This is a genomic window from Kitasatospora sp. NPDC056446 (genome assembly GCF_042796115.1).
GTDB lineage: Bacteria > Actinomycetota > Actinomycetes > Streptomycetales > Streptomycetaceae > Kitasatospora.
Genome location: NZ_JBHTRF010000135.1, coordinates 1 through 11,100 on the forward strand (window position 1 = coordinate 1; position 11,100 = coordinate 11,100).

Below are 11,100 nucleotides of genomic sequence, written 5' to 3' on the forward strand. Positions count from 1 at the left end.
GGCGTGTCCGGTGCGGTGCCGGGTCAGGACAGCCGCCGCCCGAGCGGGATCCGGGACTTGGTGAACAGCGCGGCGAGCAGCCCCGCCACCACCGGCAGCACCAGCACGACCAGCAGCAGTTCCCCCCACGGCGCGGTGATCAGCGCCGGCTTGGCTCCGAAGCCGCTCGCCCGGGACTTCAGCAGCCCGACCGCCGGCACGAAGCCGTTGGCCGCGCCGAGCAGTGCCCCGAGCAGGGCGATCAGTGCGCACTGGAGGCCCGCCATGGTCCGCCGGATCCGCGGCGGTGCGCCGACGGCGGCCAGGGTGGCCTGGTCCTGCCGGGAGTCGGCGGCCGCGAGACCGGTGGCGATCCCGGCCGCGCCGAGCACGACCAGTCCGGCGAAGCCGCTCAGGGCCAGGGTGAGCGAGTCGCTCTTCGGCTGGAAGCCGCGTTCGACGTCGAGCTGGGCGGCCCGGTCCAGCCGGATCGCGGCGGCTTCGGCGCGCTGCTGGGTCTTGCGGTCGGGCGGGGTGGCGGGCCGCCAGACCGAGCCGGTGGCCTGCGCGGAGAGCCCGAGCCTGTCCAGCGCGGAGGGCAGTACCATGCCCTGGGCGAAGCCCGCGGCGGTCGGGTTGTCGACCAGGACCGCGTCGACCGGGACTTCCTGGAGGTCGGGCTTGGGGACCTCGCCCGGCTGCACCGGGCCGCCGCCGCCTCCGCGCAGCAGCAGCACGGCCTTGCCGTCGGCGTTCACCAGGTTCCGGTCGAAGACCAGGAGCTTCCCGGCGGCCAGGTCCTTCCGGACGGCGGGGTCGGTGATGCCGAACAGGTTGTTCAGCACGGTGGGGTCGCCGGCGGCCAGGTGCGGCCGGTTGCCGAGGCCGTGCAGCGTCTGCGGGCCCTGGAGCTGGACGACGCTGGAGCAGTTGGGGCAGAACCGGTACACCACCTCGGCGAGGTCGCCGCGCGGGCCGAGGCCGGTGATCTGCTTCTCCATCTCGGCGCGCAGCTGGTCCAGCCGCGGCCCCTCGCCGTAACTGGTGAGCTGGACGGCGCCGTACGGGGCCTGCGGCCGGTAGTCGCGGCGGTCCTCGGCGTCGCTGCTGGTGTTGTACACCCCGATGGCGACGGCTCCGGCGACGGCGGCCATCACGGCGGCGACGGCGGGGGCGGTGCGCGAGCGGTGCCGGGCCGAGTCGCGCAGGGCGAGCCGGGGGCCGAGCGGCAGCTTCCCGGCGGCCCGGCCGAGGAGGGCGACCAGCATCGGGGTGCAGAGCAGCAGTCCGATCTCGGCGGTCACCGAGCCGCCGAGCACGGTGAGCGTGCGGGTGTCGAAGCTGCCGACGCCGTGCTGGTCGCGCTGGACCGCGCTCGCGCCGTACATCGCGACCGCGCCGCCGAGGACGACCAGCAGCAGGCCGGCCACGGTGATCCAGCGGCTGGGCCCGCGGACGGTGTCGCGGCCGGTGAGCCCGGCGGTGACGCTGCGGCGGGCGGCCTGGAGCGCGGGCAGAGCCGCCGCGAGCAGGGCGGTGACCACGCCGATCCCGGCGATGGCGAGCAGGTCGAGCGGCGGCAGGGCGAAGTGCCCGAAGCGCGCGCCGCCGAACGATTCGATCCGCGGCCGGAGCGCGGCGACCACGCCGCTGCCGAGCGCCACGCCGACCAGGGCGCCGACGGTGCCGAGGACCAGGCCGCCGCCGAGCACGACCGCGCCGACGTGGGAGCGCCGGCCGCCGGCTGCCCCGAGCAGGGCGAGCTGGCGGCGCGAGCGGCGGGCGCCGACCGCGAAGGCGGGCCCGGCCAGCAGGGCGACCTCCAGCAGGCCCATGCCGGTGACGGTGGCGACGACGATCTTGGTGTTGTTGTCGGCGGCCGGGTCGCGGTAGCGGTAGGCGTCCCGGTAGTAGGGGACGGCCGCGCGCGGCGGCGGGGCGAGGGCGACGGAGCGCGCGGTCAGCGTGTAGCCGTACGCGTTGGTCTCCCGCACCTTGGCCCAGTCGACGGCGGCACCCGCCGGGAGCTTGACCAGCCAGGCGGAGCGGCGGCCCGAGGCCCGCTCGGCGGCGGACTGGCCGGGCGCCGCGGCGGCGGCCATCGGGTCGAGCAACTCGCCCGGCCGGGCGACGAGTTCGACCCGTCCGAGCTCACCGGGGTGCTCCACGACACCGGTCACGGTGAAGGGGGTCTGCTCCAGGCCCGGGATGGTGGTGGTGCCGCCGACCTTGAGTCCGGCGTGGTCCAGGAAGGCCCGGGTGGCGGCGATCTCGTGCGGGGCCTTCGGGGCGCGGCCCTCGACCAGGTCGATCCGGCCGCGCCAGACCGGGTCGGCGAGGTCCGCCTCGGTGGTGAGGGTGCGGACGAGCCCCTCCGGGGAGCTCGCGCCGGTCTCCGGCCCGGTGACGGCCGGGGTGAGCACGCTGCCGGGCGGCAGCAGCGAGGCGACCAGGGCCGCCGGGTCGGTGCTCGCGCCCTTCTGCTGCTCGGCCGTCAGCTGCTGGTCCGGGCGTGATTCGAGGACGAAGGCGCCGTCCTCGGCGATCGGGGCCTGCTCGACGGTGTGGCCCGGGTTGAGCGCGGCGACCAGGGCGTCCGCGCCGCCGACCACCCGCTCGACCCGCTCGGCGGGGCTGAGCTGCCCGCTGCGGTGGACCACGTCGGCGCCGGTGACGCCGAGGACGGGCAGGGCGACCATGGCGACGATCAGGGCGCTGCGGCCCTTGGCCCGCAGGGCGTCGCGGCGGGCGATGCGCAGGGCGACCCGCCAGGCTCCGAACCTCACAGGGCCACCTCGCCGAACGAGCCGGGGCGGTGGGCGGCCGCCGGGTAGGCGACGGGGCGGTGGCCGGTGGTCTCGGAGTCGACCGCGCCGTCCCGCAGGTGGACGATCCGGTCCGCCCAGCGGGCGTGCGAGGCCTCGTGGGTGACCATCATCGCGGCGGCGCCGGCGTCGCAGCGGGCGCGCAGCACACCGAGCACGGCCTCGCCGGTGGCGGAGTCGAGGGCGCCGGTCGGCTCGTCGGCGAGCACCAGCCGCCGTTCGCCGATCAGGGCGCGGGCGATGGCGACGCGCTGCTGCTGGCCGCCGGACATGTCGTCGGGGAAGCGGTCGGCGAGCTCGCCGATGCCCAGTTCCTCCAGCGCGGCCAGTGCCTCGCGGCGGGCCCGGCGTCCCGGGACGCCGTCGAGTTCGCGCGGCAGGGCGATGTTCTCGGCGGCGGTGAGGGCCGGGATGAGGTTGTAGTCCTGGAAGACGTACCCGATGGAGCGCCGCCGCAGGTCGGCGAGCTTGCCCCGGCCGAGGCCGCCGAGGGCGACGCCCTCCACCAGCACCTCGCCGCCGCTGGGTTGGTCCAGCCCGCCGGCCAGGGTCAGCAGGGTGGACTTGCCGGAGCCGGACGGCCCCATGACGGCGACGAACTCGCCCGGGTGGACGGCCAGGTCGATGCCGCGCAGGGCGTGCACCTCGGCTGCGCCCCGCCCGTGGACACGGGTGACGGCGGCCAGGCGCAGGACGGGCGCGGATCCGGTCGGATCGGTGTGGGACACACTTCCCCCTCGTGGGCTGCTCAACTGCATATGTCGGTGAACTATATATGCCGGAGGGAAATGCTCAAGTCCGGACGGGTTCCGGTCGAGACCGGAGGAGTTTGGTCAAGGTTCTACAAAGGTGTCGAAGACGGGCCGGAAACCCGGCCAGGGGCCCTCGGGGCGGGGCTATGCTTCTCGGGTTCGCAGGTTCCACCTGCGTGAAAGGCACCTCGTTCGGTGAGGCGTCTTCACGGACACAGGCCACTGACCCGACGACGTCGAGAGACGCCCAGGTTCAGGACAGGTCTTCCCGAGTTAAGGGTTGATCCCAAGTGGCTTCCGGCCGGCTGGTCGGACACGCCGTGGAGTGCCAAAGCTCTGACGAGTTGGGGTGTGCCGGTTCCGTGCGGGCCGGTGTGCTCCTTGCCGTGTCGTGAAGCGGCGCACAGACGGTGCGCCCCCGACCGGGAGGAGGCGAGAGACATGGACTGCAGTAGTCCGGGCCACAGTTGCCCCTGCCCCCGCATGCTCTCGACCACCTCTGGCACGCGGTAGAAACCCTTCCTGCGCGTTCACCCGGCGCTTCGTCCCGCGCTCGACCATGCCCGGACGCAAGCCGCCTGACGCACCGTCACGCCCGTACGGCCGCCGCCGCTCAGCGCCGCCGTGCGGTCCGGTGCCGTGCGCCCGCAGGGGGTAGCCGCCGCGCGCCCTGACGCCCCCTCAAGGCAGGGGGTAGGAGGCCCCGCCATGACCAATGTGACGCTGGACCCCAAGGTCCCCACGATGACCGCCACCCTCGACCCCACGGTTCCCGCGCCGCGTTCCGCGGTGCTCGACGACGCCCATGTCGGCGACATCAAGGGCGCGTTCGGCACCGTCCGGCTCGATGACGACGCGCCGCGCCAGGGCCTGTCCGCCCGGGTGAAGACCCTGCTCGCGATCGTCGGCCCCGGCCTGATCGTGATGGTCGGCGACAACGACGCCGGCGCCTTCTCCACCTACGGACAGGCCGGGCAGAACTACGGCACCCAGCTGCTGTGGACCCTGCTGATGCTCGTCCCCGTGCTCTACGTCAACCAGGAGATGGTGCTGCGCCTGGGCGCCGTCACCGGGGTCGGCCACGCCCGCCTCATCCTGGAGCGCTTCGGCAGGTTCTGGGGCGCGTTCAGCGTCATCGACCTCTTCCTGCTCAACGCGCTGACCCTGGTGACCGAGTTCATCGGCGTCACCCTCGCGGCCGGCTACCTCGGCCTGCCCAAGGTCGCCGCGGTGGTGCTGGCCGCGGCGATCATCATCGCCTCCGCGTTCACCGGCTCGTTCCAGCGCTTCGAGCGCGTCGCGGTCACCCTGTGCGTGGGCTCGCTGCTGCTGGTGCCGATCTACTTCATGGTCCACCCCAAGACCTCCCAGATGGCCCACGACTTCGTGACGCCCACCATGCCCGGCGGATCCGGGCAGCTGGCCGCCGTGATGCTGGTCATCATCTCGATCGTCGGCACCACCGTCGCCCCCTGGCAGCTGTTCTTCCAGCAGTCGTACGTCATCGACAAGCGCATCACCCCGCGTTTCATGCGCTACGAGAAGATCGACCTGTGGATCGGCATCGTCGTGGTCATCGTCGGCGCGGCAGCGCTGATCGGCCTCTCGGCGGCGGCCTTCGCCGGCACCGACGGCTTCGGCCAGTTCTCCGACGCGGGTGCGCTGGCCCGGGGCATCGAGGCCAAGGCGGGCCACCTGGCGGGCGTGCTGTTCGCGATCGCGCTCCTCGACGCCTCCATCATCGGCGCCTTCGCCGTCTCGCTGTCCACCGCGTACGCCATCGGCGACGTCTTCGGCATCAAGCACTCCCTGCACCGCGGGGTGAAGGGCGCCAAGGGCTTCTACGGCATCTACGCCGGACTGGTCGTGGTGGCCGCCGCGATCACCCTGCTCTCCACCGACCACATGCAGGGCCTGATGACGCAGTTCGTCCAGGTGCTGGCCGGGGTGCTGCTGCCCTCCGCCACCGTCTTCCTGCTGCTGCTCTGCAACGACAAGGCCGTCCTCGGGCCGTGGGTCAACGGGCCCAAGACCAACGCCTTCACCTCACTGGTGGTCGGCGTCCTGGTGACGCTCTCGATGATCCTGACCGCCGCCGTGGTCTGGCCCGACATCAGCTCCGAAGCCATCCTGTGGATCATGACCGGTTGCGGCGTCGCCGGCGTCATCGTCGCCGGGTACTTCTTCACCTCCGGGCGCCGGGGCACCAAGGAGAACCCTCCCCCAGCCTCCGGCCGGGGGTGCCCCCAGGACCGCACCGGCCGGGAGACCTGGCGGATGCCCCCGCTGGAGACCCTGGACAAGCCGGTCATGTCCACCGCCCGCAAGGCCGGGATGGGCGCTCTGCGCGCCTACCTCCTGGTGGCCATGGTGATGGTCATCATCAAGGTCGTCCAGACCGCCCTGGGCAGCTGACCCGCCGACCGCAGCCCGTACGGACGGGCGGTGGGCAGCGGCCCGCCACCCGTCCGTACCCCTCTCCCGTGAAGGAGGTGCCGTCGTGCACACCCTGACCACCGTCGACTTCCTGGTCCGGCTCGCCACCGGCGTCGCCTGCGGCGCACTGATCGGCGTCGAGCGCCAGTGGCGGGCCCGGATGGCCGGCCTGCGCACCAACGCCCTGGTCGCCGCCGGCGCCACCCTGTTCGTCCTGTACAGCGAGGCCGTCGGCGACACCGGCAGCCCCACCCGGGTCGCCTCCTATGTCGTCTCCGGCATCGGCTTCCTCGGCGGTGGCGTCATCCTGCGCGACGGCGCCGGCGTCCGAGGCCTCAACACGGCGGCCACGCTGTGGTGTTCGGCCGCCGTCGGGGTGCTGGCCGCCTCCGGCAAGCTGGAACTCGCCGCCCTCGGCACGCTCGCCGTGCTGGCCGTCCACCTGGTGCTGCGCCCGGCCGGCCGGCTGCTCGACCGGTCCCCGCAGTCCGGCAGCGACCCGGACTCCGCCATCCGGGCCACCGTCCACCTGGAGTGCGACCGCAAGTCCGAGAACCACATCCGGGCCCTGCTGCTGCAGGCCCTCGCCGCTTCCGGCCTCGCCCCCACCGGCCTGCGCGCCCGCCGCAGCGAACAGGGCGACGCCACCAACCTGCGGGCCACCGTCGCGATCACCGGGCAGGTCGCCCCGGCGCTCGAACAGGTCGTCAGCCGGCTGTCGCTGGAGCCGGGCGTCCGCGACCTGCACTGGCACCTCGACGAGGAGTCGGAGGACCCGGGCAGCACCGCGCTCGCCTGACGGAGCGAGGGACCCGGGGGACGGGGGACCGGGGGACCCAGGGGACGTGGGGAACGGGGGAACCGGGGGGACGGGGGAGCTTCGGTGCGGGGGGTTGGAGGGGGTAGAACGGAAGGGCCGTCACCCGAACCGCCTGGAGGCCCGATGCCCACCCCCGACCCCGAGCACGGACCGCTGGTCCCGATGCTGCTGGTGCTGACCGTGGTCACCGGTGTGGTGGACGCGGTCAGCTACCTCGAACTCGGCCACGTCTTCGTCGCCAACATGACCGGCAACGTGGTCTTCCTCGGCTTCGCCCTGGCGGGCGCGGCCAACCTCTCCGCCACCGCCTCGCTCGCCGCCCTCACCGCCTTCCTGCTCGGGGCCCTGGCCGGCGGGCACCTCGCCCGCCGGCTGCCCGGGCACCGCGGACACCTGCTGACCGCCGCCGTCGCCGGCCAGGCGGTGCTCGTCGCGGCCGCCACCGTCCTCGCGGTGGTCGCCGGCCACACCGGCGACCCCGCCCGCTACACCCTGATCGGGCTGCTCGGGTTCGCCATGGGCGGCCAGAACGCGGTGGTCCGCTCGCTGAAGGTCCCCGACCTCACCACCACCGTGCTCACCATGACCATCACCGCGCTCGCCGCCGACCGCAGCGGCGTCCGCCGGCTCGCCTCCGCCGTCTGGATGTTCGCGGGCGCCCTGCTCGGCGCGCTGCTCGTCCTGCACGCCGACGTGCCGGCCGCCCTCGCCCTGGCCCTCGCCCTGCTGCTCGCGGTCGCCGCCCTCATCCGCCACGCGGCCAAGGCCGCCCCGGCGGCGGCCTGGACCCGGCCGCGCTGACCCGGCCGCGCTGACTCGGCCGCGCTGACCCGGCCGCGTGGAACGGCCGGACCACCGTCCTGCCGTCCGGCACGGTTCAGTCCTCGCGGCGGTGGCCCGCGCGGCCGCTCCAGCGGGGTTCGAGGAGGGCCCAGCCGTCGGTCCAGGCGGCTTCGGCGCGGCGGTCGAGGGCGTGCAGGCGCAGGCGGAGGGCGAGCACGAGGAGCGCGAGCAGGGTGAGCAGGGCGCCCAGGCCGGTGCAGGCGGCGGAGACGGCGAGGGCGACGCGGTCGACCGGGGGAGCGGAGGCGTTGCCGTCCGGGTCGATCCAGATCGGGATGCCGGAGCCGGTGACGACCGAGCGCGAGGCCTGGACGGTGCCGACGCGCGGGGTGCCGTCGGGGGCGGTCCAGGCCGCCTCGACGTCGACCCGGGTGTTGTAGCCGCCGGAGAAGCGGCTGCCGCCGGGGGCGGTGTGGTCCGGGGCGCTGCGGACCACCGCGTCGACCCGGTGCAGCCGGGCCTGCTCCGCGGAGGCCTTGGGCGCGGTGCCGCGGTAGAGCAGCAGGGAGCCGCCGGCGCAGAGCGCCAGGACGAGCACCGCGCCGAGCACGGCGAACAGCCAGGCCCGGGCGCGGGAGCGGTCGACGGGGCGGGCGAGCGGTTCGTGCCGGGCACCGAGCGCCCGCCTCAGCTGACGGCTCGTTCGCCGCGGGAGCGACGCGGGCCGGGCGGGGCGGGGTGTGCTGGACACGTCGAGGACTCCTCAGGGGCGCGGGGGCGTACGGTCGTTCGCCACCAATTTCCACCCGACCGCCCCCCGCGCACAAGAGTCGTGCGCGCTCGTAGCACCGCCGGAGCCGCCCGGCGCGCCGTCAGGACGGCCGGGCCCCGTGGCCAGGGCCGCTCGGCCCCTCGGCCGGGACGTTCGGCCCTCGGCAGCCGGGCCCCGGTGCGGGCAGGCTGGGAACCGGCGGCGCCCCCCGTGCCTGGGCGCGGCCGCCGGCCCGGTTCGACCGTGGGGGTGCCGGGCCGAGGTACGGGGCAGGGGGTGGCCGTGGGGCCGCCCCCTGCTTTCCCGTCCCCGCTGTGCTCTCTTCCCGGCGGTTGACGCGACGCCAGCTGAGGATTCGCCAACTGTCGTCTTGTCGACCGGTGTTCCTCCGATCCCGGCCGTATTCCCGCCGGGTATACGCTCAGAGTATACGCCGCGTGTATGGTTCCCCCATGAGTGTTCCTTTGACCCTCCTCGGGCTGCTGGAGCGAGAGCCGAGCCACGGCTACGACCTCAAGCGCGACTACGACTCCCTCTTCAGCCGCGGCAAGCCCCTCCCGTACGGGCAGGTCTACGCGACCCTCGGCCGGCTCGCCCGCGACGGCAAGGTCGTGGTCGGCGAGGCCGAACCCGGCGACGGGCCCGACCGCAAGCGGTACGTCATCACCGGCACCGGGGCCACCGAGTTCGAGACCTGGCTCCGCGAACCGGTCGCGCCCGAACCCAACCTGCAGTCCGTGCTGTTCACCAAGGTGGTGCTGGCCCTGCTGCTCGGCCGCGACGCCGAACAGCACCTCGACACCCAGCGCGCGGCCCACCTGCGCCGGATGCGCGAGCTCACCGAACTGCGCCGCTCCGGCGCGCTGGTGGACGCCCTGCTCGCCGACCACGGCCTGTTCCACCTGGAGGCGGACCTGCGCTGGATCGACCTCACCGTCGCCCGGCTGGACGCGCTCGCCGCGGAGGTGCGCGGATGACCGCCGTGATCGAGGCCCGCGACGTCGCCCTGGCCTTCGGCGAGACGCCCGCCCTGCGCGGGGCGAGCCTGTCCGTCCGGGCCGGCGAGGTGCTCGCCGTCATGGGCCCCAGCGGATCGGGGAAGTCGACGTTACTCCACTGCCTGGCCGGCATCCTGGTGCCCGACGCGGGTGAGGTGCTGTTCGACGGGCAGCGCCTGGACCTCATGGACGAGGCCCGGCGCAGCGCCCTGCGCCGGGAGGCCTTCGGCTTCGTCTTCCAGTTCGGCCAACTGGTACCGGAGTTGACGGCGGAGGAGAACGTCGCCCTGCCGCTGCTGCTGAACGGCGTGCGGCGCGCCGCCGCGCTCGCCGAGGCCCGGCCCTGGTTCGCCCGGCTCGGCCTGGACGGCATGGCGGGCCGCCGCTCCGGCGAGCTGTCGGGCGGTCAGGCGCAGCGCGTCGCCCTGGCCCGCGGCCTGGTGGCCCGCCCGCGGGTGCTCTTCGCCGACGAGCCGACCGGTGCGCTGGACTCGCTGACCGGCGAGCAGGTGATGGACCTGATGGTGGCCTCGGCCAGGGAGCAGGGCACCACCGTCATCCTGGTCACCCACGAGGCCCGGGTCGCCGCGTACGCCGACCGCGAGGCGATCGTCCGCGACGGCGTGGCCCGTACCCTCTCGGCCGGACCGGTGGCCTCGTGATCGCGTTCTCGCTCCGGCTGGCCGTCAGCGGCGGCCGGGAGGCGGTGGCCCGGCTGCTGATGATCGCGGCGGCGGTCGCGATCGGCGTCGGGCTGCTGCTGTCGGCCCTCTCCGGCGTCAACGCGATCGGCCGGGTCAACGACCGGCAGATGTGGATGAACACGGGGGCCGAGGGCGCGACCACGGCGGCCCCGGTGGACCCGCTCTGGTGGGGCGCCCGGGTGGAGTACTACCGGGGCAGGACGGTCTTCCGGGCCGAGGCCGCCCCGACCGGGCCGACCGCGCCGCTGCCGCCCGGACTGGACCGGCTGCCCGCGCCCGGGGAGTACTACGCCTCGCCCGCGCTGGCGGAGCTGATCCGCCGGACCCCGTCCGTCGAACTGGGCGACCGCTACCCCGGGCGGCAGGTCGGCACCATCGGCGGCGCCGCGCTGCCCTCCCCGGACACCCTGGCGGTGGTCCTGGGCGGCACGGTGGAGCAGGTCAGGGCCCTGCCGAGGGCCACCGCCGTGACGAGCATCGCCACCGCGCTGCCCGCCGAGTGCGACCGGGGCTGCTACGGCGCCGGCGTGCACGGCGACGCGCTGCTGCTGGTGCTCACCGTGGTGGCCGGGGCGCTGATCTTCCCGGTGCTGGTCTTCATCGGCACCGCGACCCGGCTCTCCGCCGCCACGCGGGAACAGCGCTACGCCGCGATGCGCCTGGTCGGCGCGACGCCGCGGCAGGTGTCGGTGGTCTCGGCGGTGGAGTCCACGGTCGCCGCGGTGGCCGGCACGGTCCTCGGCTTCGGCCTCTACGCCGCGCTGAAGCCCCTGGTGGCCGATGTGCCGTTCACCGGCGACCGCTTCTTCGCCGGGGACCTGACCCTGAGCCTGCCGCAGGCGGCCGGGGTGGCGGCGGCCGTGCCGCTGGCCGCCGCGCTCGCCGCCCGGTTCGCGCTCCGCCGGGTCGTCATCTCGCCGCTCGGGGTGACCCGCCGGGTCACCCCCAAACCCCCCGGCCCCAGGCGGCGGGTGCCGCTGCGGGGTCTTATAAACAAATGTCGCGGCCGGCGGTAGGGGGGGGGTTGTTAT

General features: G+C 74.6%; 9 protein-coding genes and 1 riboswitch. Of the genes, 6 read left to right on the forward strand and 3 right to left on the reverse strand.

The annotated features are described in order from the left end of the window. Nucleotides 1-23: 23 nt before the first annotated feature. Both ACFQ6N_RS39385 and ACFQ6N_RS39390 read right to left on the reverse strand, forming a co-directional pair. The gene (locus tag ACFQ6N_RS39385; protein WP_380658967.1) at nt 24-2,765 is read right to left on the reverse strand and encodes an FtsX-like permease family protein; all 2,742 of its coding nucleotides are present in this window, start codon (nt 2,763-2,765) and stop codon (nt 24-26) included. After that, on the reverse strand, nt 2,762-3,562 hold the full coding sequence (locus ACFQ6N_RS39390) for an ABC transporter ATP-binding protein (protein WP_380658968.1): 801 nt from the start codon (nt 3,560-3,562) through the stop codon (nt 2,762-2,764). The genes ACFQ6N_RS39385 and ACFQ6N_RS39390 overlap by 4 nt, the downstream gene beginning before the upstream one ends. A 174-nt stretch (nt 3,563-3,736) precedes the next feature. Next, nucleotides 3,737-3,912, forward strand: a riboswitch (M-box (ykoK) riboswitch). Nucleotides 3,913-4,264: 352 nt separating this feature from the next. On the opposite strand from ACFQ6N_RS39390, the gene ACFQ6N_RS39395 reads away from it, so the two are divergent. The 3 genes from ACFQ6N_RS39395 (at nt 4,265) to ACFQ6N_RS39405 (ending at nt 7,613) form a co-directional block, all read left to right on the forward strand. Next, nucleotides 4,265-5,971, forward strand: coding sequence for an NRAMP family divalent metal transporter (locus tag ACFQ6N_RS39395; protein WP_380658969.1), 1,707 nt, complete (start codon nt 4,265-4,267; stop codon nt 5,969-5,971). 85 nt (nt 5,972-6,056) lie between these two features. Beyond that, nucleotides 6,057-6,791, forward strand: coding sequence for an MgtC/SapB family protein (locus ACFQ6N_RS39400; RefSeq protein WP_380658970.1), 735 nt, complete (start codon nt 6,057-6,059; stop codon nt 6,789-6,791). A 144-nt stretch (nt 6,792-6,935) separates the two neighbouring features. Then, a complete protein-coding gene (locus ACFQ6N_RS39405; RefSeq protein WP_380658971.1) occupies nt 6,936-7,613 on the forward strand; it encodes a YoaK family protein in 678 nt (225 codons plus the stop codon). Nucleotides 7,614-7,689: 76 nt separating this feature from the next. Here ACFQ6N_RS39405 and ACFQ6N_RS39410 read toward each other — a convergent pair whose 3' ends face one another. After that, nucleotides 7,690-8,346, reverse strand: a complete 657-nt coding sequence (locus ACFQ6N_RS39410) for a hypothetical protein (RefSeq protein ID WP_380658972.1) — start codon at nt 8,344-8,346, stop codon at nt 7,690-7,692. Between the two features lie 473 nt (nt 8,347-8,819). On the opposite strand from ACFQ6N_RS39410, the gene ACFQ6N_RS39415 reads away from it, so the two are divergent. Genes ACFQ6N_RS39415 through ACFQ6N_RS39425 form a run of 3 tightly spaced genes read left to right on the forward strand, consistent with a single transcriptional unit; the run spans nt 8,820 to nt 11,085 of the window. Then, nucleotides 8,820-9,344, forward strand: a complete 525-nt coding sequence (locus tag ACFQ6N_RS39415; protein WP_380658973.1) for a PadR family transcriptional regulator — start codon at nt 8,820-8,822, stop codon at nt 9,342-9,344. Beyond that, nucleotides 9,341-10,027 (forward strand): ABC transporter ATP-binding protein, encoded by a 687-nt coding sequence (locus ACFQ6N_RS39420; protein WP_380658974.1) that lies wholly within the window; start codon nt 9,341-9,343, stop codon nt 10,025-10,027. Before ACFQ6N_RS39415 ends, ACFQ6N_RS39420 begins: the two co-directional genes overlap by 4 nt. Then, nucleotides 10,024-11,085: an FtsX-like permease family protein gene (locus ACFQ6N_RS39425; RefSeq protein WP_380658975.1), complete on the forward strand. Its 1,062-nt coding sequence runs from the start codon at nt 10,024-10,026 to the stop codon at nt 11,083-11,085. Before ACFQ6N_RS39420 ends, ACFQ6N_RS39425 begins: the two co-directional genes overlap by 4 nt. Nucleotides 11,086-11,100 lie beyond the last annotated feature (15 nt).

What these genes read in the sequence shown, in the direction of transcription:
- ACFQ6N_RS39390 (WP_380658968.1), bottom strand. Translation starts at nt 3,562, where the DNA reads ATGCAGTTGAGCAGCCCACGAGGGGGAAGTGTGTCCCACACCGATCCG.
- ACFQ6N_RS39395 (WP_380658969.1), top strand. Translation starts at nt 4,265, where the DNA reads ATGACCAATGTGACGCTGGACCCCAAGGTCCCCACGATGACCGCCACC.
- ACFQ6N_RS39405 (WP_380658971.1), top strand. Translation starts at nt 6,936, where the DNA reads ATGCCCACCCCCGACCCCGAGCACGGACCGCTGGTCCCGATGCTGCTG.
- ACFQ6N_RS39415 (WP_380658973.1), top strand. Translation starts at nt 8,820, where the DNA reads ATGAGTGTTCCTTTGACCCTCCTCGGGCTGCTGGAGCGAGAGCCGAGC.
- ACFQ6N_RS39420 (WP_380658974.1), top strand. Translation starts at nt 9,341, where the DNA reads ATGACCGCCGTGATCGAGGCCCGCGACGTCGCCCTGGCCTTCGGCGAG.